This window comes from Shewanella sp. 1311 (genome assembly GCF_059338235.1).
Genome location: NZ_CM181686.1, coordinates 3,492,999 through 3,513,938 on the forward strand (window position 1 = coordinate 3,492,999; position 20,940 = coordinate 3,513,938).

15 protein-coding genes and 1 riboswitch are annotated in these 20,940 nt (G+C 48.3%); of the genes, 3 read left to right on the forward strand and 12 right to left on the reverse strand.

Annotated elements, in window-relative coordinates:
* Positions 1 to 67: 67 nt before the first annotated feature.
* Positions 68 to 955 carry a LysR family transcriptional regulator gene (locus AC5YB3_RS15625; protein ID WP_006086011.1) on the reverse strand — a complete coding sequence of 296 codons (888 nt, stop codon included), beginning with the start codon at positions 953 to 955 and terminating at the stop codon, positions 68 to 70.
* 93 nt (positions 956 to 1,048) lie between these two features.
* Here AC5YB3_RS15625 and AC5YB3_RS15630 point away from each other — a divergent pair, with 93 nt between their 5' ends.
* Positions 1,049 to 1,201, forward strand: a complete 153-nt coding sequence (locus tag AC5YB3_RS15630) for a hypothetical protein (protein WP_006086010.1) — start codon at positions 1,049 to 1,051, stop codon at positions 1,199 to 1,201.
* Positions 1,202 to 1,465: 264 nt separating this feature from the next.
* Here AC5YB3_RS15630 and napB read toward each other — a convergent pair whose 3' ends face one another.
* From napB to AC5YB3_RS15685, 11 genes are all read right to left on the reverse strand, one after another.
* A complete protein-coding gene (gene napB / locus AC5YB3_RS15635) occupies positions 1,466 to 1,897 on the reverse strand; it encodes a nitrate reductase cytochrome c-type subunit NapB (protein WP_494525670.1) in 432 nt (143 codons plus the stop codon).
* Complete coding sequence (napA, locus tag AC5YB3_RS15640; protein WP_494525671.1) at positions 1,894 to 4,389, reverse strand: nitrate reductase catalytic subunit NapA; 2,496 nt, start codon at positions 4,387 to 4,389, stop codon at positions 1,894 to 1,896. The genes napB and napA overlap by 4 nt, the downstream gene beginning before the upstream one ends.
* Complete coding sequence (locus AC5YB3_RS15645) at positions 4,386 to 4,655, reverse strand: chaperone NapD (protein WP_259580065.1); 270 nt, start codon at positions 4,653 to 4,655, stop codon at positions 4,386 to 4,388. The genes napA and AC5YB3_RS15645 overlap by 4 nt, the downstream gene beginning before the upstream one ends.
* 253 nt (positions 4,656 to 4,908) lie before the next feature.
* The gene (locus AC5YB3_RS15650; protein ID WP_494525672.1) at positions 4,909 to 6,552 is read right to left on the reverse strand and encodes a DUF7305 domain-containing protein; all 1,644 of its coding nucleotides are present in this window, start codon (positions 6,550 to 6,552) and stop codon (positions 4,909 to 4,911) included.
* A gap of 18 nt (positions 6,553 to 6,570) precedes the next feature.
* Positions 6,571 to 7,140, reverse strand: coding sequence for a PilW family protein (locus AC5YB3_RS15655; RefSeq protein WP_115335440.1), 570 nt, complete (start codon positions 7,138 to 7,140; stop codon positions 6,571 to 6,573).
* Positions 7,141 to 7,142: 2 nt separating this feature from the next.
* Complete coding sequence (locus tag AC5YB3_RS15660; protein WP_006086004.1) at positions 7,143 to 7,553, reverse strand: type IV pilus modification PilV family protein; 411 nt, start codon at positions 7,551 to 7,553, stop codon at positions 7,143 to 7,145.
* Complete coding sequence (locus AC5YB3_RS15665) at positions 7,550 to 7,987, reverse strand: GspH/FimT family pseudopilin (RefSeq protein ID WP_107946583.1); 438 nt, start codon at positions 7,985 to 7,987, stop codon at positions 7,550 to 7,552. The genes AC5YB3_RS15660 and AC5YB3_RS15665 overlap by 4 nt, the downstream gene beginning before the upstream one ends.
* The gene (locus AC5YB3_RS15670) at positions 7,988 to 8,368 is read right to left on the reverse strand and encodes a type IV pilin protein (RefSeq protein ID WP_006086002.1); all 381 of its coding nucleotides are present in this window, start codon (positions 8,366 to 8,368) and stop codon (positions 7,988 to 7,990) included.
* A 317-nt stretch (positions 8,369 to 8,685) separates the two neighbouring features.
* On the reverse strand, positions 8,686 to 9,873 hold the full coding sequence (locus AC5YB3_RS15675) for a lipocalin-like domain-containing protein (RefSeq protein ID WP_494525673.1): 1,188 nt from the start codon (positions 9,871 to 9,873) through the stop codon (positions 8,686 to 8,688).
* Complete coding sequence (locus tag AC5YB3_RS15680; protein ID WP_494525674.1) at positions 9,870 to 12,509, reverse strand: ABC transporter permease; 2,640 nt, start codon at positions 12,507 to 12,509, stop codon at positions 9,870 to 9,872. The genes AC5YB3_RS15675 and AC5YB3_RS15680 overlap by 4 nt, the downstream gene beginning before the upstream one ends.
* On the reverse strand, positions 12,499 to 13,209 hold the full coding sequence (locus AC5YB3_RS15685; protein WP_494525675.1) for an ABC transporter ATP-binding protein: 711 nt from the start codon (positions 13,207 to 13,209) through the stop codon (positions 12,499 to 12,501). Before AC5YB3_RS15685 ends, AC5YB3_RS15680 begins: the two co-directional genes overlap by 11 nt.
* 463 nt (positions 13,210 to 13,672) lie before the next feature.
* Positions 13,673 to 13,803: riboswitch (glycine riboswitch) on the forward strand.
* Between the two features lie 249 nt (positions 13,804 to 14,052).
* On the opposite strand from AC5YB3_RS15685, the gene AC5YB3_RS15690 reads away from it, so the two are divergent.
* Positions 14,053 to 15,411 (forward strand): alanine/glycine:cation symporter family protein, encoded by a 1,359-nt coding sequence (locus tag AC5YB3_RS15690; RefSeq protein ID WP_011847708.1) that lies wholly within the window; start codon positions 14,053 to 14,055, stop codon positions 15,409 to 15,411.
* A 129-nt stretch (positions 15,412 to 15,540) separates the two neighbouring features.
* Positions 15,541 to 20,895 carry a PAS domain S-box protein gene (locus AC5YB3_RS15695; protein ID WP_494525676.1) on the forward strand — a complete coding sequence of 1,785 codons (5,355 nt, stop codon included), beginning with the start codon at positions 15,541 to 15,543 and terminating at the stop codon, positions 20,893 to 20,895.
* Positions 20,896 to 20,940: the final 45 nt, after the last annotated feature.

The following is a 20,940-nucleotide window of genomic DNA, read 5'->3' on the forward strand; positions in this document are numbered from 1 at the left end:
CGGCTGACGAAGCTCCGTACCCCTTTGTTTAACAGAATGTCATTTCTCGCTTTATCTTCTCAGCACTTCAGCGTTCAGTCTTTTGTTTACTTAATTCGAGCAAGGCCTTGGCCGCGGGCGTTAAAGGTAAACTTTGTCGCCAAATAAGCGCCAGATCCCATGTCATTGCGGGTTGCATAGGTTTAAAGACCAGTTTGCTGGTGCTTAATCTATTGCAAATCGGCTCAGGTAAAATGGCGACGCCCATATCGGCTTCGACCATGGCGGCGAGAAAATCCCACTGGCCGCTGCGAAAGGCAATGTTGAGCTGAACACCTGCTTTGCGGCTGAGGCGATTGATCAACTTGGCGAGGGAGAAGTCTTCGTTATAGAGGATAAAAGGATAGGGTTGGAAGTCCTGCCAGTTTAAGTGGTCTTTCTCGGCTAAGGGATGCCCCTCAGGCAAGCATGCGAGTAAAGGGTACTTAGTCAGGGGTTGGTTGACGAGTTCAGTCTCATGGGTCGTGGGTAGCGCGGTAAAGGCAATATCGAGACTGTTATTGAGCAGGGCTTGCTCGCAGCCGAATCCGCCGTATTCATACATGTGTAGTTCAACCCCCGGATAACGTTTACGGTAGCTAGTGAGCAAACCTATGATAAGGCTGCTCATCATAGGACATACACCCAGCCGTAACCGCCCCGATTTGAGACCGCTGAGGTTACTCATGTCCTCCTGCAATCTATGCCATTGGCCGAGGATTTCCCGTGCACTGTGCTCAAATAGCTGCCCCGCCTGAGTGAGCTCAACCTTTTGGTTATTTCGGATCAGCAAGGTTTCCCCTAGGCTCTCCTCGAGTCTTTGGATGATTTTGCTCAGTGTCGGCTGAGTGATAAAACATTTCTGCGCGGCGCGGGTAAAGTTTTCAGTTTCCACTAGGGTCAGAAAACACTGTAAGGTCTTGATTGGGATGTTCATGCTCAAATGGAATCCATATTATGGAATTTATTCATTTTACTAATGATGGCCTAAGTATTACTTTGACCTTGTTAACAAAACAGGGGAATACCGATGAAATCAAGTTCAAGTCTGTGGGTAGGTGCTTTGTGGCAGGCGGCTATGCCTGTGGCAAAAGATGTGCAAAAAGCAAAAGCGGCGCAAGTAACTAAAACGGCTCCAGCGGGTGATTTGCATAAAGCAAAACAACAAGTAAACCCAGCCTAGGCTGGGTTTTTCTTTTCTGCGTTTTAGATTCTGCTCTTATCTTCATGTCCCTCGATTCTCACTTAGCCGTTTTAACTTATGCTCAATCCCTTCCTTCGTGAAAGTACCGTTCAGCAACGAGCTCTTAACTCGCGATAGACGTTTAGTCTTATATTTACTTGAATACTTCATTATGACTGCATGCCAACTCATTACGATGGGATGCTTAAATAGCAAAAAGCCACCCTCATAAATTCGGGTGGCTTTGCTGTGTGGGATAGTGATTTACTTGTCGGAGAACTGATTCTCCACGAGTGGTTGTTTGTTTTCGGCTTGAGCGACGTGGCATTGTGTACAGAAATAGTTATGCCCGTTAACTGTGCCTTTATCATCAATCACATGGGACTTAGCAACAGGCGTGGCTTTCATGCGTTTTGCCTTGTCCCAACTATGGCAGCTTAAACAACCATTTTTATCTAAGGTGATCTTGTAATCGTCCTTATGTGGGATGAGCGGTGGTTGCTCGCTAAAGCTGCGCTCAATGGCGGAGCCGCGATTAGGATAAATCGCCATAGCATCGGCTGGGCGAATGTCGGTGATCGCCATGTTTCCTGCGAGGGATTGAATATTAACTGGCGCTGCATTGGTGTCGGCTTGCTGACCGGAACAGCCCGCTATGCCGATAAGTAACGCAGTTAAGGTGAGTATTTTTCTCATTGGTTATTCTCCGCCTTGAATACTTTCACTGGGCATTTTTTAAAGTCAGTTTCTTTTGACAGGGGATCGGTCGCATCCAATATCAGTTTGTTGACTAACTGGCGTGCATCGAAGAAAGGCATAAATACCACGCCGCGTGGCGGTTTGTTACGGCCTTTGGTCTCGACACGGGTTTTTACTTCACCGCGTGGTGATGCCACTATGACTTCATCACCGCGTTGTACACCGCGGGCTTTGGCATCTTCTGGGTGCATAAAAATCTGCGCATCGGGAAAGGCGCGGTAAAGCTCGGGTACGCGCGCTGTCATCGAGCCTGTGTGCCAGTGCTCTAACACGCGGCCGGTCGACATCCACAAATCGTATTCTTCATTCGGCTCTTCGGCGGCGGGCTCATAGGGCAGGGCGAAAATCACCGCTTTACCATCGGGTTTGCCATAGAATTTAAAGCCTTCACCCGCTTTGACATAAGGGTCGCTCCCCTCAACGAAACGGCGCAGGGTTTCTTTGCCATCAACGACTGGCCAGCGCAGGCCGCGGGTTTCGTGGTAACGGTCAAAGTCAGCTAGATCATGGCCGTGACCACGACCGAATGTGGCGTATTCTTCAAAAATGCCTTTCTGCAGATAGAAACCAAAGTGTTCGCTCTCATCGTTGAGATCTGCTTTGCAATCCGATGTGGGGAACTTGTCGATCACGCCGTTGGCGAATAGAACTTCATATAAGGTTTTATCCGCATATTCTGGTTGCTTAGCGATCAACTCAGCTGGCCAGACTTCAGAGACTTTAAAGCGTTTTGAAAACTCGACTAATTGCCACAGATCTGAGGTCGCGCCTTCGGGGGCTTTAACCTGTTGGTGCCACATGTGGGTGCGGCGCTCAGCGTTGCCGTAAGCGCCTTCTTTCTCGACCCACATTGCCGTTGGCAAAATCAAATCCGCCGCCATGGCTGTGATGGTTGGGTAGGGATCTGAAACCACGATAAAGTTTTCTGGATTACGGAAACCCGGATAAATTTCATCGTCGATGTTGGGGCCAGCCTGCATATTATTGGTACACATGGTCCAGTAGCAGTTGAGCTTGCCATCTTTGAGCATTCGGCTCTGGAGTACGGCATGGTAGCCAGGTTTTGCGGGAATTGTCCCAGCAGGCACTTGCCATAGCTTTTCGGTAATGGCGCGGTGTTTGTCGTTAGTGACTTCCATATCGGCGGGTAAACGATGGGCGAAAGTCCCCACTTCACGGGCAGTCCCGCAAGCCGAAGGTTGTCCCGTTAACGAGAATGGACTGTTACCTGGTGTAGCAATTTTGCCCGTGAGTAAGTGGATGTTGTAGAGCATGTTGTTGGCCCATACACCGCGAACATGCTGGTTAATGCCCATGGTCCACAGACTCATCACTTTAACGTTAGGATCGGCATAGGCCTTGGCTAAGGTTGCTAATTTTTCGGGCTCAACACCACTCATCTTGGCGGCATATTCCAGCGTATAAGTGCTGACAAACTTGGCGTACTCGTCAAAGCTAATTGGAGTTGATTTACCATTTCCTGGATTTTTGGCTTTTTTCTCTAATGGATGCTCTGGACGCAGGCCATAGCCGATATCGTCAACGCCTAAGGCAAACTTAGTGTGTTTAGTGACAAAGTCAGTATTAACTGCGTTATTTTGAATAATGTAATTGGCAATAAAGTTGAGGATCACTAAGTCCGATTGCGGGCGGAACACCATAGGATTATCTGCCAAATCGAAGCTGCGATTTTCAAAGGTCGACAGCACATGCACGCGACAAGTTGGACTGCTTAAACGTCTATCGGATAAACGTGCCCACAGAATTGGGTGCATCTCGGCCATGTTTGCGCCCCAAAGCACAAACTGATCGGCGGCTTCTAAATCGTCATAGCAACCCATGGGCTCATCGATACCGAAGGTGCGCATAAAGCCGCCTACGGCAGAGGCCATGCAGTGGCGTGCGTTAGGGTCGATATTGTTGGTAAGGAAACCTGCTTTATGAAGTTTAGAGGCGGCATAACCTTCCCAAATAGTCCATTGACCTGAGCCAAACATACCTACAGACGTCGGGCCTTTGGTGGCGAGACTGTGTTTCCATTTCGCTGCCATAGTATCAAATGCCATATCCCAACTGATTGGGGTGAACTCGCCTTCTTTATGGTATTTGCCGTCTTTCATCCGCAGCAAGGGCGTTGTTAATCTGTCCTTGCCGTACATGATTTTTGATAGGAAATAACCTTTAATACAGTTAAGGCCACGGTTGACTGGACTCTCAGGATCGCCCTTAGTAGCAACGACTTTACCCGCTTTGGTGCCGACTAATACGCTACAACCCACACCGCAAAAGCGGCAAGGGGCTTTATCCCATTTGATATTGTCTGGCTGTTCGGCGGCTTCAACCATTTTAATGGGAAGCGTGACACCAACGGCTGTTGCGGCGGCAACCGCTGCGTTGGCCTTGAGAAACTCGCGGCGGCTTATGCTCATAATCTTTCCTCACTCTCTTGTTCTAAAGGTGCGACTTGGTGGTAAATCAAACTGGCAGATAACACGCCGGACAGGGCATTGATGGCTTCAATATTGTCGAGTATCGCCCTTTGGCTACTCCCTTCGAGGGTGACAACCAATTTCCCTTCGGGCGTAATCGCATGAATATCGGCGCCCATTAATGAGCGGATATTGGCTTCAACCTGCTGTAAGACTTTAGGTGCGGCATGCACCACAAGGCTGGTGACGTGGTATTCCTGACTCATAAGGGCTGACCTGTAGTGGCGTTAACTCGCTTGCTTAATATTAAAAAGGAGAGCAACCGAGTGCTGATACTGGCGAGTCTAGACCTGATAAAAAATGTGGGTATACCTCACAAGAGGTATTGCAAGCGATAGTCGATCCGGATCAAAGTTTTGCGAGTGATCTAACTCTCAGTTTGAAATTTAAGCGGTGAGTTTATTGCTGATGAGGTGTGTTGTACTTGGCCGTATATGGGATACAGCCAATAATTCAAGATTATAAATATTGCCAACCTTTAAGCACTATCGCAGGCGGAATGGCATTGTCACTGCCCAAATCGGCTTCGCCTAGGGCATTGTCATAATGGATCTTGCCATTGCCCGTGGCGGTAATGGATTTTCCTCTTACTGAACCGAAGATTTCGGGACCTCCGGGCAGATTGACTTTGGATTTAGGCGCATAAAGCGCGGCGTAAATCGGCACGCTTCCACTGACAGTCACATCTTTATTTGAACCCGAATAAATCGCTAACGGCGGTTTATTGCTGCTGGTTAGGGTTTGGCTTTTAATGTTATTACCGTTGTTGGTACCCGCCGTAAAGGAAATCTCACCATTCACAAATAGCGTTAGGCTTGAGCCCGGGGCGATATTGAGTTGGTTTGCGCCACTCATTTTAAAGTCACCATTGATGATCAGTGTGACATCCCCACCGCTGATGTTTAATACACCATCGCTACTCATGACTAAACTGTCGAGATTAAATACTGGGGTTTCAGAACCGAAGATGTTCTCTGAACTTGAGGACAGGGCAGGAAACGCATTACTGTTACCTGAACTCGCAGTCGAGCCCGTTGGGGAAATGGTAACATTCTGAGTCGATGCAATTGTTCTCGCGCCATTGTTGGGCATTTTAAACCCTCCCATTACGGCACCAATATCTAATGGATCACAGGACTTAGTGGGAACGGGAGGGACATTAGGCGCTTGTTTCACTGCTTGGCCAATGCTGCTATTTTGATGAAAGGTACCATCGCCGCCATATTGAAGCGTCCCATTCACTTTGGCACCGGGAGCCGTTGATGCGTTGTTATTGGCTTGCACTGAGCCTTCAACTGTCCCACTGTTCTTTAGCTCGAAATTCTGACCCGCAGCGATATTCCCCCCGACAGTACCTGTGCCTAAGATGACATCTTTATTGCTCTGAATATTGCCCATTAATGAAGATGAGCCTGTCAATGTAACATTTCCCGTTGCACTGACATCGCCGTAAATCGGCGAATTGCCCGACAAGGTTACATCGGCATTCGGTTCAACCGTCGTCACATTGCCTTTGCCATGCTTATTGAGTTGGCTGTTACCTTGAGCATTGTTGAAGCTATCGCCGTAGGCGCCTTTACGTGAGTCGTAACCATCGATTGTGCTACTGCCGGTGAGATTGAGGCTCTCGCAGGAAACGATAGCATCGTTAAAAATGTTATTGCCCTTTGCGCCTTTTAGGGCGAAGAGTGCATTGAGTTTGGCCTGACCTTCTAAGTGTTGCCCTGTGCTGTTGACGCTGAGTTCGGCGCTCGGGGTCACGGTTTTTGTCAACGTATAAGCGCTGCTGTCGATACTGCCTGAGGCACTTTTTGGCAGGCTGTCATTTAAAGAGGCTGCCGTGCTTTGGGGCACTTTAATTAAAGTCGCTTTGAGGGTGTTATAGCTTTCATACATGCCTTGTTCGGCGGTGAGTTGTGCATTGACTTGTTTCTGGAAGTTCCCGCTCAGTCGCTCTTGTACTAAGTTATCTCGCAGTGATGTCACGACTAATAAACTGGCTAATAGGCTGAAGACTAAGACGATAAGTAACACTGCACCCTTTTGCTTATTGATACTGCCGCGAGGTGGCGAAGCGTGAGCAAATGAACGTTCCGTGTGCATGTCTGTGCTTCCTCGTGCCTATGGCACTTGTTGTGAATTAATGGCTTGTTGCCAAAGGGGTTTACGCAGTGCGACCTGCAAGCTAATACCCTGACCATATTGCGTCGGCGAAGCTAAGGGCTTCAGATTGATACTGACGAGTTCACCAGCTTGCGAGAAGTGAACCGCTTCTAGCCCGGTGAGGAGTGTTTGCGCTCCATCACCATCGTTGCAGGATAAGTTAGGTGCCATAAAGCTAAATGTTTCAATGTAATCAGCGGTTTTACTTTGGCCTAAGCAGCTAATACTCGGTTGGCTTGCAGAGGCGAGCGTGCTTAAGACGAGTTCGTTAGCCGATACATTTGCGACGTTATCAGCCTGTTTGATGCTTTTACTGAGCGTTAGCGTGGCGTATCTTAAGGCGTCAGCGGCATTTTCTAGACGTTTACTTTCCTCAACGGTGGCCTTAAGTGGCGCAAAGAAATTGATCACAGCGATCATGATGATCAGCCCTAATACCATGGCAATCATCAGTTCGGATAAGCTAAACCCCGATTGTCTTAAGGCGGGTTTAATGTGTCTCCATTGAGTGTGATGAGCTGAAATCACAGTTAGGCCTTACACAGATGGGGAAAACTGGCGTTAAGACTGACGCTATTATCGGTATCGACTCGACCATCTTGCCAAGTCACAGTAATTGCCATGTTGTCTTGATAAGTGGCGGGTAACACTAAGTCAAAGCCTACGGGGAAATCTTGGCTTAAACTGGCTCTAAAATTGATATCTTCGAAGCGGGCGGGTTGCTTTTGCACTTCGCATAACCTTGGCCAAATCTGTTCAATGACATTTTGCGCTTGCACTGTGGCAACTGTGTATTGAAAGCTATTGGTGGCATGTTGTAGCGATGATAGCTGCGCTTTTGCCAGTGCAAGCAATGAAGTGACTGATACCACGAGTGAGACTAAAACTTCTGTCATGGTAAAGCCAAGGTGTTTTTTACCTATGTGATTAAAGGCTTTCATGCACAATCCCCGCTCTGAAGCTGACTTTGGCCGCTCGGTAAAATGCATAAATTCATGTTTTCACCTTGACTGTTCGCCAATGAAATACTGGTTTTGGCTGTATTGCCCGTGGCACTGATACTGATACTAGCCAGTCCTGTTACAGCAACCCCACGTGTCGGGGGCGTAAAAACCTTCAATTCGTTATCGTCGCTATCTTTAATGACCCAAAGTCCCGCTTCTGTTGCCGTGAGGGTAATTGAAGTGCTGCGTTTTATCGCTTCGCTGCGGGCAAATTTATAGCTAGAGACCAATTCATTCGCGGCAGCGGTTAGCTGTTCACGTGCCATAACATCGCGGTACGAAGGGAGTGCTAAGCTGCCTAAAATACCGATAATCGCGACGGTAACCATAAGCTCAACTAAGGTAAATCCTTGATTCCACGTGTTCGACATTTAATTTGTCCAACAATTGGCAGCAGGAGTTCGCACGCCTTTCTGATTAATGCTTAAGGTGCCACAGCTATCCGATTGGCGGCTGGTTGGGACTGCCGAGAGGGAGAAACTTAACTTGTCGTCCGCCGGTGTGTAGCTAAAAGTGTAGTAAGGACTGTTGGTTAAGGTTTGCGCAGCAGGATACTTACCTTGACGGGAATAATTGCGTTCTAATGCTTGCACGCTCGTCATCAAATATTGCTGGGCATCGAAACGACGACCTTGCTTTAGGTATTCGGAAAAAGAAGGGATAGCGATAGCGGCGAGAATGCCGATGATGGCTACGACGATCATGAGTTCAATTAAGGTAAAACCTTTCTCTATGCGGATGATAGAACTCATTCACAACTCCATTTGTGCTGGTTGATGCGTATTGCAGTTACTCATTAACGTGAGAGTTAAACTGTTATCTGTACGTTATGACAACGTTGTCATTTCAATTTATGATAATGTATTTGGGTTGACATTAAAATGCAACAATTGGTTGATTATTAGTCTTGAACTCGATCGCAAATAGGGTGTTATTGTGGGCTTGGTCACGTATTGCGTGTTGCGATGTCTTTATACAACAGCAGCTTAAGATCATTCTCTGAATAACGATCTTGTTATGTTACTTCGCGCTGACTTAGCATTTCTGGTTATAAGAACTATGTTTGGGCTCAATAGCCCGTCAGTTCCATATAACCTGTACCAGTATGGCTGCCAGAGAGTTGCACTGGTCCTTCCCAGTAGGGCGTCGATAATGGCATAGCGCTATTAGGATTGAGCGGGGTGATGGTGAGATCGATATTCTCGCTGGGGATTTTTACCCGCCAGCTGACGGGATAGTCGCCATTGACTGTGTGTTGCCATTTCAGTGGCGTCATCTGTATGTCATTAGGATTGTCGGTGGAATTAATACTGCGCCCAGTGCCATCGGCAAACATTCTTCTGGCGCTATAAAATGCCGAGATAGGCGCATTCTTTGTATTCTCTGCTGGAGACTGATCCCGTAACTGAAACAACATCAGCGTCGAGCCATCGTTTAATCTGAGCGCGAACCAATCCCAGCCCTGTTGCGTTTTAGTGAGAAATTGCGAGCTCCATTCCCTGTCGAGCCAACCTTGGCCTGTGACTCGCTCCACTTTGCCATTGCGGTTGATTTCACCTGAAATTTCAATAAAGGGCTGGCTGTAGTAGTAAGAGGCCACTTGGCCATCGCGGCTTTTAAGGCTATAGCCGTTAACGCCTTGGTATTGCAGTGGCGCTTGGCTATTAAGCTGAAGTCGATAGCTAAAATCAGGATTCTCCACCGTTAAGGTCGCGGGAAAGAGTGCATTGGTTTCGCTCTGCCAGCGCCAGTTATCAAGGCGGATTTGATAGGGTTCCAATTTAACCTCGGCAAACTCGCTATGACGGCGTGACCATTTTTCATGGGCGAGGTGAGCATTACTCGAGGTTAATGCGCTATGGGCTAAGTAAAGCTGCTGAGTCACCCAAGTGGATTCACTTTGAGGAACCACATCTGTTGCTTGCGGTACTGTTGCTTGCAAATCTGTGGGTTTTAGGGCGACTCTAAACTGCGTCCACTGGGCGCCGAGTTGCTCACCTGTTTCTGTAGTTAAATTGGCGGTCAGATACCACCATTCCTGGCGAAAGTTATTGTGCGCCAAGTGAGCTCGCGGAAATTCAAATCTATAGCCGGGAACGACAGGGGTAAAGGCCAAATCATCTTGATTAGTAGAGGTTTTCCCCACCACATTGGCAATGGATTTGGACTGAGTGTTTTGCGTCGATGGCGTTTTATCACAGCCGCCGATAAGCATTAACCCAACCACTGCCCATGCAATACTGAGTGTTTTCATCATAGGGTCTCCTGCTGCAGACTGGCGACCAGTGGCTTGCGGGTTTGCCAATACAGCGGCAAGAGCACGGCTAAGGTGCAGGTGGTTAAGGCAATCAGTATTGCTTTGCCATAGGCTTGCCAATCCCAAATCATTTTTATCGTCCAGCCAAAGGCTTGCAAGGTGATCTTGTTGATGAGCAGGTAACCTAGCAGTGCACCCGTTGGCATAGCGAGCAGACAAGTGATCAGCACTACAATCAGCATCTGCATAAACACCATAGCGCGCAGCGCATTACGACTCACACCTAGGGAATAGAGCCGTGCCAGTGGTGCCTGCCTTGCCTGAGTTAACATTAAGCAGGCACTAAAAAGGCCAATTGCGGCGACAATCAGCGTCAAACTATTCAGCACTAAGGTAATCGAAAAAGTCCGCTTAAACATGGCGATAGCTTGGGTTTTAATCTTAGTTTGGCTGTAGATTTGCGCTTGCGATAAGCCTAACTCGGCAGCCAGTTGGATTTGTAGTTCATCGAGCTGTGCTTCACTGATCTTACTGCCTTGCTCTTTACCATAAAAATTCGCCGCCAAACTGATTGGCAGTACAGGTAATTGTGCCTTTTGCCAGAGTGGCTGGCTGATAATTACCTCGTTGTGGGTATTGCCGTGGTCATAATAAATGCCGCCGATAATGGCTTGGCTGTTACCGGTTTTCTTAAGCGCATCCAATGACACGCTATCGCCAAGCTGCAATTGGTATTTGATGGCTAAGGGCTCGCTCACTAAGATTACGGGGGCACTAAAATAGGATTTCCACAGAGTCGGCAGGCTTTCTTTTAGTGCACTGGTGTGGCGAATCGAATATTCATCACGGCTAAGGAGGCTAATTGGAATCGTCAACTCGCTCGAATTATCCGTCGATGCTGGGAGTGAAAGCTGGGCTTCAATTTGCCACTGCTGATAAAGACCGCTGACTCTAGGATCGTGCATCAGTTGGGTTTGAATCGTGTCGATGCGCTGGCTCGGTGGGCGAATATAGAGATCGGCATGCAAGCGGGTTTCTAGCCAAGTCCGCAGGGTTTGCTCAAAGCTACCCACTAGGGTGTTCATCGACACATTGGCACTGAGCGCCAGCAAGATTGCCATCATAGCAAGGGAGAGCGGTGCGATAAGCTCACGGGTTTCGGCGAGCAGATATTGCCAAAGTCCGGGGCGCGCCAAGGGCATTAACGCACTGACACCCCAATGCAATAATTGCGGCAACAACAAGGGGATCGCGATAGCGACGATACCGAGCAACACTAAGCTGATGTTATAGCTTTGACTGAAGGGAAACAGCAGCGCCGCTACGGTCAGTAAACCACAGGCTAAGGCAAATTGAATGCTATGAGTTTTGCGGTGTGCCTGCATTTGCTGATAACGATTCGCCCCTTGTGCCAATGCTTGGCGCGTAAGATCTAAATACAAGGGCAAGCAAGCGGCGAACGCAGCGCCTAAGGTGAGGGCAATTGCCTCGATAAGCCAAGTCCATTGCCAAATACCGGGGAGTAAGTGGGCGCCATACATTTGCTCTAAGGTCATGGCGACCATAGGTTGCAGCCAGTGGCTGAGTTGCAAGCCACTGATAAAGCCCAAACTTGAGCCTATGACAACCAACAAAATTAATTCTAACATCAGCGCCGTCATCAAGGCGCGGCGCTCGATTCCCTGTTGTAATAACTGCACTAACAGTTTTTGCCGTTTCATTAGGCTGTAGCGCACACCGTTGTAGGCGATAAAAAGGCCGACAACGAAGGCTAACATGCTCATGGCATTGAGATTAAGGTGAAAACTGCGGGTCAGCGCTATCAGTGCTTGGCCTTGATCTTGCTGGCTAAAACTGGCCTTTTGCGGCGTAATCCCTAAAGCGTCGAGTTGGGATTTTAGTTGAGGTAAGTTTTCTCGCTCGCTGAACATGGCGATATAGCTTAATCGGCCTTGCATGTTCAGTAATTGCTGGGCGAGGGAAATATCGGCCAAGATGGCGCTGCCGAGGCCAAAATTATCATCAATTGCAATGACATCTAAGGTGTTATTTTCTAAAACAAGTTTACCGTCGGGCGCAACTTTGGCGGCTAGACTGCGGCTCATTATTACTGTGGGGGCGCCGTTGAGGAGATCGGCAAGCGGTAACTCATTCATCTGCGGCGAGGTCGTTGACTGCGTTTCAGTCGAGGCGTGACTTCTCGATTTTTGTAGCGTTAATGCGGCAATCAAATCGCTGCCTTCCAGTTGCCAAAACTGACCATTCTTACCGGAAATTTTGCCATTCACCACGGCGAGACCCTGACTTAATCCGGCTCGTCTTAAGGCGAAATAAACAGATTCATCTAAGGTGTTTTGTCCAAGGGGCGGAGTAAGTAGTACATCGGCACGCTGGCTCAAAAGCTCAGTCGCATCGCTATAACTGCGCACCGCATTGTCGTTGGTCGCTTTAACCCCAATCAGCAGAGTCACGGCCAAGGCGATACCGAGTAGAATCGCGCACGCCTGCAAGGGCGCATGACGATAATGGGCGATAAACACCTTTAGGCTGAGCCACGTCAGCCTCAGCCAAGTTTGCTTAAGTTCTATCTGCTTAAGTTCTGTGGGAGTCGCCTTAGTGAGCGGTTTATTGTTCATAGATAGCGACTGCACCTTGGGATAAGTGCCAACGTTTTTGCATGAAGGCGGCGCACTCTTCACTGTGAGTAACCATTAAGATACTGGTTTGGCTTTCCCGTGCCAGTTCACACAGTAATGCCATGACTTGCTTACCCGATACATCATCTAAGTTACCTGTGGGTTCGTCGGCAAGTAGCAATGTCGGTTTATGGGCTAAGGCGCGGGCGATGGCGACGCGCTGTTGTTGACCGCCGGACAGGGCTTCAACTTGGCGGTGAAGTAATGGCATCAGCCCAAGTTTTTCAACCAGATAGTCACACCAGGCAGACCACGGCTGCGCGGTTAAACTTAAGGAGAAGGCGATGTTGTCTTTCACGTTGAGTGGCGTGAGTAAGTTAAATTGCTGAAACACGACACCTAAGGAATTGCGCCTGAAACGGCTCCAATCTTTGTCTTGCCAAGTTGAGGTGGACGCTTGTTCTAGTAAGATTTCGCCCGAGTCTGGCATTTCAAAACCGGCGATCAGGTTGAGTAAGGTGCTCTTGCCGCTGCCGCTGGGACCTGTGAGTGCCACGGTTTCGCCCCTGTGGATCTGCAGATCAACCGCTTGCAGCACTTGATGATATTGCTCGCCATCGCGAAAGCACTTGCTGACTTGGTTAAGCTTGGTGACTGGGTGAAGCTTGTCGACAGGATTTGGTTTAGCGACGTCGGCCATTGAGCAACTCCTTTATATCCATTGGCGGCTTATGTGGTAAGCAGTGTTTCAAGCTGTGGCTCCAACATATCCTGGCTGCAATTTAGCATTGCAATCCCGTGTTCAAGATAAAGCATTTTCTATTCAGATAGATACTGATTTTTCCTGTAATGGGATCATAAACGAGATCACAAAACATAAATCGTCACTTGCCGTAAAAATAGTCAATTGAATTAAATCCTCGACGAACTGTGAGCAAACGGCTTGAGCTGAAGTCGCGTTTGTTGCATTCTGTGCGTCCTGTTAGCTTGGGAGTCAATCTCAATCTAACAATCCGTTCGGATGAAGGTAGCAGGAGAGTGGGGAATTGACCCCACACCGACGAGGCAACTTTGGTTTTATTTGAAGCGACGGTTTTATTGAATCGAATCTTCCCATAAAAACAAAGCACTCTTTCAGGTGCCGATAGGCGTGGACTGTTACTGGACGAGCCTCTGGAGAGACTGCCAATTGCACTTAATTTAAAGTGTGATCAGGTGGCGCCGAAGGCGAAAGTGTCGTGGTGTTATTGAACCGCGACGCGAAACGCTCAGGCAAAAGGACAGAGGAGAGGATGACTGCACAGTCCCTGTCGTTTGTCGTCGTGGGCTATTTTTACCCTTTGCTTGAGATAGCGCACTTTTGCATCTATTAAAAGCACTCGTTTGAGTCATCGCTTGCTGCGCATTTCGCGTTCAGCTGGGGTGAATCTCAGTCGAGCACAGGCTAGAAATAGTTTGCAATAGCGTCCGACTGCGGCGCGTCACAGCCATTTCTTTTCCTCCTCCGTTTATTAATTTTGTTGTTTAATATTCGAGGAATATCATGAGTTTTCAAGCTTTTCTTGCCAGCATTAATGGCATCGTCTGGGGCCCAATCACCCTTTGTTTACTGGTGGGCACGGGGATTTATCTCACTGCACGCCTCAAGCTTATCCAAGTTATCCGTCTGCCTATGGCGCTGGGATTGTTATTTAAACCGGCAAAAGGTCATGGGGATTTATCTTCCTTCGCGGCGCTCTGTACTGCGTTGTCCGCCACCATAGGTACGGGCAATATTGTCGGTGTGGCGACAGCCATCAAAATGGGCGGGCCAGGCGCATTATTTTGGATGTGGCTGGCGGCATTTTTTGGCATGGCGACTAAATATGCCGAGTGTATGTTGGCGGTAAAATATCGCACGACCGATGCGCGCGGGCAGATTGCGGGTGGCCCAATGTACTATATCGAGCGCGGCCTTGGTCTGCCTTGGATGGCGAAATTGTTCGCTATCTTCGGGGTTGGTGTGGCCTTTTTCGGCATAGGTACTTTTGCACAGGTTAACGCCATCAGCGATGCGTTGACGATTGCCTTTGAGGTGCCGACTTGGTTGACCGCGACTGTGTTAACTGTGCTCGTTGCCGCCGTTACTTTAGGTGGGGTTAAGCGAATTTCGAATGTGGCGCAAAAGCTCGTGCCTGCCATGTCGATTGGTTATGTGCTGGCCTGCGTGTGGATTTTAGTGGGATTTTCTGAGCAAATTTTACCCGCCTTAGGTTTAGTGATTGAATCGGCCTTTACGCCACTCTCGGCAGCGGGAGGATTTTTAGGGGCGACAGTGGCGCAGGCGATTCAAATCGGTATTGCTCGCGGTGTGTTCTCCAATGAATCAGGCCTTGGTAGTGCGCCGATTGCAGCTGCTGCAGCTAAGACCAATGAACCCGTTGAGCAAGGTTTAGTCAGCATGACAGGCACCTTTTTCGATACCATCATTATTTGTACTATGACGGGCTTAGTGCTGATCATCACAGGTGTGTGGAGTGGTGAAACTGCGGGCGCGGCAATGACTAGCGCGGCGTTTGCCCTCGGTGGCTCTGCGGTTGTGGGTCAATATCTGGTGACCATTGCGCTGGTGTGTTTTGCATTTACGACGATTCTAGGCTGGCATTACTACGGTGAACGCTGTTGGTATTACTTGGTCGGCGAGCGCGGTTTACGCTTGTATCAAGTGGTGTTTTTAGTACTGATCGCCGGTGGTGCTTTTATCAAGCTCGATGTGATTTGGTTGCTGGCCGATACGGTTAATGGCTTGATGGCGATTCCAAACTTGATCGCGATTGTAGGCTTGAGGCATATCATTATCGCCGAAACCCAAAGCTATTTTGCCCGTATCTTACCGAATCAAACCTTAGATACCGTTTATTAGTGTTTTTAAAACAATAAATTACTTCATATTATTTTAACTTTGACATTGTCGCCACTGGATTCTTCGTTTACTTTATATGCACTATTTAAAAAATAGTGCATATAAAATCGAGGACTTTAGGGCGACGCCATGGACAAAAGTAAACTTCGTACTTTTCGCAGCAGAATCTTATCCCACATAGCCTTGCCTCTTATTTTAATCATGGCGAGTGTTTATGCTGTCAATGCTTGGTTTAGTTATCTCTCCTCGGAGAAACGGCTCTACCATAGCCTTACGCAGGAGGCGAGTCACTCGGCTTCGCGTCTGCAATTGTTACTCGAGCACGCACAAGCCAATACCCAAGGCCTTGCTGATTTTATTGGTTTTTTGTCAAGCAAAGAAGATATGAATGACGCTGAGAGCGTTAAAAGTGTCTTGATGAATCGACTCAAACGTAATCCTGATTTCTTTGGCTCCGCAGTCGCGTTTAAACCCAACACCTTTCCCAATCGCAAACTCTTTTCTCCCTATGTTTACCGCGACACCAGTGGTAGCGACGATCTCCATTATCTCGATATTGGCGCCGAGGGTTACGATTATACCGATGGCACTTGGGACTGGTGGAACAATGCCATCAATCAAGCGGCGGGCTACTGGTCAAAGGCGTACTTTGATGAGGGGGCGGGCAATATTCTGATGGTGACTTATTCGGCTCCTTTTGGTGAGGCCGAGCATTATTTTGGTGTCGCGACGGTTGACTTAGCCTTAGATGGCTTACCAAAACAATTAGGAATTGCGCCTAATCGGCTGGTGGTTTTAGACGATCAAGGGCGACTGATTTATCATGTCGATAGGGAAAAAGTGTTGGCCACGACTTCAACACAGTGGCTCGATAAAAATAAATACAGGAATGCTGACTTTTGGGCCTTACAAGCGAAAGGACTTGATGGTCAGGCAAGGTTTGTTGACGATAAGGATGTGGTTTACCTCGCGAGTATTGCAACCGTTCCGCAGCTAAAATGGCGCGTCATAGTGCTAGCGCCAGAGCAAGAATTATTCAGTTCCCTGCTCGATGATATGGCATCCATAATACTCAATTTGAGTTTGCTAACCCTCTTATTATTGTTGACTTGCTATCTGGCCGCTAAGCGACTGACTCGGCCATTAGAGTTACTCGAGTCGGGTATCTTGTCCTTTGGACAGGGTAAAACCCAGCAGCTCATTGTACCTAAAGGTGCTGTGAGTGAGATTGTGACGCTAAGCAATACCTTCAATCAAATGGCGGCATTACTCGCCGACCGTGAACAAGCCATTCTTGATTCCCGTGGCAACCGCTTTGCTCGTTTGATTGATGGTATGAGCGATAAGTCTTTCTATTGTTCCCTCGATCCCGACGGCCAGCTGGCACAGGTGAGTGAGGGCGTGACTAAGGTACTGGGGATCTCCCCTGATCTGCTCAAGCGCAAATACCAAAGACTGTTTTCGGCCAATCCCCTCAATGAGAAAAACTGGCAATACACTGATTTTGCTTTAAAAGGCCAAAATGTTCCTTCGCATCAAGTGGAAATGCTGGATGATCAAGGGCATTTAAGAAGGCTCGATGTGTTTATGCAGCCATTAATGTCTGACACCGGTGAGTTAATGTCGGTGGAGATGTTATTTACCGATGTCACAGAGCAGTTCTCGGCGGCGGTCTGGTCAAATGCGGTACTGGAAGCCGCGCCCGAGGCCATGTTGATTGTCGATGAACTAGGGCAAATCGTGTTCACTAACAGTCGCTGTCTGCAGCTATTTGGATACGAAACGGGCGCTATGCTGGGGTTGCAGGTTGAGGCGTTATTGCCGCAAGAATTGGGAGAAAGGCATGTACTTGAACGGCAAACATTCCTGCGAGAAGGCCGTGATAGAAGTATGGCAAATGCCCGTCATGTGCGGGCGTTAAAAGCCGATGGTAATGAATTTATTGCGGAAATAGCGCTGAGTATTCTTCCCTCCGCCTTTGACGGACAGAGGCAAGTCGCGGCTTCAATACGCGATATGACACAAAAACTGGCCGTTGAGCAGAAGATCCGTGATAGCGAACAGCGTTTTCGTGGGCTAGTGACGAATATTCCCGGCGCCGTTTATCGGACTCGCATCGGGGATGTATGGTTCATGGAATATATCAGTGACAATATTGCTGAGATTACGGGTTATGCAGCGAGCCAGTTTATTGAAAATCGCCAACGTACCTTTGCTTCGCTAATTTTAGAGGAGGACAGGCCTACATGTCATTTGCATATTGATAGAGCACTCGCGCAGCAAGAAACCTTTGAAGTGGAATATCGTATTCGCCACCGCGATGGCGGTATTCGCTGGGTACATGAGAAAGGTAAGGCGAGTTATACCGAAGAGGGCATTCCACTCTGGTTTGACGGCAGTATCGACGATATTACCGAGAGTAAACTCGCGCTGGTACAGTTAGAGCAATCGCGTCAACAGATGACCAATATTACTGAGTCGATTCCTTGCACTGTGTATCAATTGCAGTGGCAATCGCCTACAGACCGAAGATTTACCTTCCTCTCTGGTGCGGCCATGAAGATGCTTGGGCTGCATCGCGATGATCTGATGAGTAATTTTGACATCATAGCCGAGCGGATTTTTGACGAAGAAAGGCCAGATGTTGTGCGGGCATTGTCGGGTCAGAGTGAAGACCGGCTGCAATGGATACGCGAGTTTCGCTATCGCCACCCTAATGGCAGCATACGTTGGATGGAAGCGGGCGCGAGCGGTCATTTGGGTGAAGAGGGTGCCCTCACGTGGAATGGCTATGTGATGGACATTACCCAACGCAAAACCATAGAGCAGGAGTTAGCCCTCAGTGAGGCGCACTTTAAGGCGCTGTTCGATGGGGCGACCATTGGCATAGTCAATGTGGATATTAAAGGCGTTATTTTAGATTGTAATGACCAATTCTGTGCCGATATGGCGCTGTCACGTAACCATTTACGTAATACTGCTATTTTTGAGGTTCTCAGTGAGCAAGATCAACCCATAGCCAAGGCGCAATTTCAGGAGTTGGTTGAAGGTAAGATTGACCATTATCGTGGCGAGCGCAGTTTTATTCGTCCTTCCGGTGCGCCTTTGTGGATGACAGTCAATGTGTCGGCACTGCTTGATGCCCAAGGACAATTTGAATCGGCCGTGATCAGCATGGTCGATATGACAGAGCTTAAATTGCTCTCAGATGAACTGTTACTCGCCAAAGAGCAAGCCGATGCGGCCAGTAAAGCCAAAGGTGACTTCTTGGCGAATATGTCCCACGAAATCCGTACTCCAATGAATGCCATTATTGGCATGTCCCAGCTGTGCTTGCAGACCGAATTAGATAAAAAACAGAAGAATTATGTAGAGAAGATTGAGCGGGCATCGCAGTCTTTGCTGTCGATTATCAATGACATTCTGGATTTCTCTAAGATTGAAGCGGGTAAGTTAGATATAGATTCAGTACCTTTTCAGCTCGATACTATGTTGGAAGATCTCAGCGATATGTTCTCTGAGAAAGCTGCCCACAAACAGATTGAATTATTGTTCGCCGTTGCGCCCAACGTGCCTCGTTATCTGTTAGGGGATTCGCTGCGATTAGGCCAAGTGTTGATTAACTTGATGAATAACGCCATTAAGTTCACCGAACGCGGTGAGGTTTTGCTGTCGCTAAGCTTAGTTGAGCAGCAAGATGATGATGTCGTGCTGCGTTTTAGCGTGCGTGACAGCGGCATCGGGTTAACTGAGCAGCAGCAAGCAAAATTGTTTAAATCTTTTACCCAAGCGGATACTTCAACCACCCGTAAATACGGTGGCACAGGTTTAGGTTTGGCTATCTGTAAGCAGCTAGTCGAACTTATGGGCGGAAAGATAGGGGTAGAAAGTCAGCTTGGTCATGGCAGCACTTTCTATTTCACGGTCAAGTTGCACATTTCCGATGGTCAGAAATTAGTACTCGAGCAAGAGCTTGAAGGCATGTCTGTGCTGGTGGTCGATGATAACGCGACTGCTAGAGATATTATGCGCACTACGCTCGAAAGTATGGGCTTTAGGGTCGATACGGTTCGCTCGGGTGAAGAAGCAATAAGCCGCTGCTTATTGCAAGCCTATGAAGTGGCGTTAATTGATTGGAAAATGCCTAACATGGATGGGCTGGAAACCGCGCGTCAAATCCAATTGCAGGCTCAGTCGCAATCTCAATCACAACCTCAGTCTCATCCTCAGCCCAAAATATTGATGGTCTCTGCCCATGCGGATCATGAGTTCCTCACTCAAATTGAGCAACTGGCTTTAGCGGGATACATCAGTAAACCCATCAGCGCCTCACGCTTACTCGATGGCATAATGAACGCGATTGGCCGCGAAGGCATATTGCCCGTGAGACGCCGCACCGAAGAGTTGGCTCCGCAGTTGTTATTGCCACTGCAAGGGAAGCGTATCCTATTAGTGGAAGATAACGAGATGAATCTCGAAGTCGCCAGCGAGTTTTTAGAGCAAGTGGGGATTATTTTATCCATAGCGACCAATGGTCAAATCGCCTTAGACAAACTGTCGCAGCAGCATTTCGATCTAGTATTAATGGACTGCCAAATGCCGGTGATGGATGGCTACCAAGCCACTCAGGCGATAAGAAAAAGGCCTGAGTTGGCAAATTTACCCGTCGTCGCCATGACTGCCAATGCGATGGCTGGCGATAGGGACATGTGCATCAGGGCGGGCATGAACGACCATATAGCCAAACCGATAGAAGTGAATGTTCTCTATCAAACCCTGTTGAAATATCTCGCTCCCGCATCTGACACGGTTGCAGTAGATACCTTTACTCAATCGATATTGAGTAACACTAAGGGTGAGGCAGGCCATAGTGCAGAACAAACCGTATTGCTTAAGTGGCCTGAGCACCCAGAGCTGGATATCGATAGAGGTTTGCAACTGGTGCAACACTCTACGCGGCTTTATCAACGCATATTTGATCGTTTCGTGAGCAGTCAGCGTAATGTGGTGGAACAGGTTCGCAAAGCCATCGCGGCGAATCAAATCGAAGATGCGGTGCGTATTGCCCATACCCTTAAAGGCTTAGCGGGCAATTTAAGCTCGGCTAAATTGGTGGAGTTAGCGCGTTTACTTGAGTTGCATTTAACTGAGAATGCGCCCTTTGAAGATGAGTTAGTTCAGATTCAACCGCTAGTGGCTTCTATTTGCGATGCGATTGAATACGCCAAACCCGCAGCGGTGAATCAAGCCGAACCCCAAGCTGTTGATTTATTATCTGCTGAAGATTTAAGGGCGGCATTACAGGCCTTGCGGCAGAACTTAGATGATGCCGATGCCAGCGCAGTGGCAAAAATTGATGCCTTAAAGCCGCAGGTGAGCAGTGCAATGTGGCAAGCGTTAAGCCCTGCCTTGTCTATGATTAATCAGTACCAGTTTGATGAGGCGATCGACTTGATTGATGATGTCATTGCTCAGTTAGGATAAAAATGTAGCACACTGAATTCAAACGCATGACATGAAGTGGAGTTG

What these genes read in the sequence shown, in the direction of transcription:
- AC5YB3_RS15625 (WP_006086011.1), bottom strand. Translation starts at nt 955, where the DNA reads ATGAACATCCCAATCAAGACCTTACAGTGTTTTCTGACCCTAGTGGAA.
- AC5YB3_RS15630 (WP_006086010.1), top strand. Translation starts at nt 1,049, where the DNA reads ATGAAATCAAGTTCAAGTCTGTGGGTAGGTGCTTTGTGGCAGGCGGCT.
- napB (WP_494525670.1), bottom strand. Translation starts at nt 1,897, where the DNA reads ATGAGAAAAATACTCACCTTAACTGCGTTACTTATCGGCATAGCGGGC.
- napA (WP_494525671.1), bottom strand. Translation starts at nt 4,389, where the DNA reads ATGAGCATAAGCCGCCGCGAGTTTCTCAAGGCCAACGCAGCGGTTGCC.
- AC5YB3_RS15645 (WP_259580065.1), bottom strand. Translation starts at nt 4,655, where the DNA reads ATGAGTCAGGAATACCACGTCACCAGCCTTGTGGTGCATGCCGCACCT.
- AC5YB3_RS15650 (WP_494525672.1), bottom strand. Translation starts at nt 6,552, where the DNA reads ATGCACACGGAACGTTCATTTGCTCACGCTTCGCCACCTCGCGGCAGT.
- AC5YB3_RS15660 (WP_006086004.1), bottom strand. Translation starts at nt 7,553, where the DNA reads ATGAAAGCCTTTAATCACATAGGTAAAAAACACCTTGGCTTTACCATG.
- AC5YB3_RS15665 (WP_107946583.1), bottom strand. Translation starts at nt 7,987, where the DNA reads ATGTCGAACACGTGGAATCAAGGATTTACCTTAGTTGAGCTTATGGTT.
- AC5YB3_RS15670 (WP_006086002.1), bottom strand. Translation starts at nt 8,368, where the DNA reads ATGAGTTCTATCATCCGCATAGAGAAAGGTTTTACCTTAATTGAACTC.
- AC5YB3_RS15675 (WP_494525673.1), bottom strand. Translation starts at nt 9,873, where the DNA reads ATGATGAAAACACTCAGTATTGCATGGGCAGTGGTTGGGTTAATGCTT.
- AC5YB3_RS15680 (WP_494525674.1), bottom strand. Translation starts at nt 12,509, where the DNA reads ATGAACAATAAACCGCTCACTAAGGCGACTCCCACAGAACTTAAGCAG.
- AC5YB3_RS15685 (WP_494525675.1), bottom strand. Translation starts at nt 13,209, where the DNA reads ATGGCCGACGTCGCTAAACCAAATCCTGTCGACAAGCTTCACCCAGTC.
- AC5YB3_RS15690 (WP_011847708.1), top strand. Translation starts at nt 14,053, where the DNA reads ATGAGTTTTCAAGCTTTTCTTGCCAGCATTAATGGCATCGTCTGGGGC.
- AC5YB3_RS15695 (WP_494525676.1), top strand. Translation starts at nt 15,541, where the DNA reads ATGGACAAAAGTAAACTTCGTACTTTTCGCAGCAGAATCTTATCCCAC.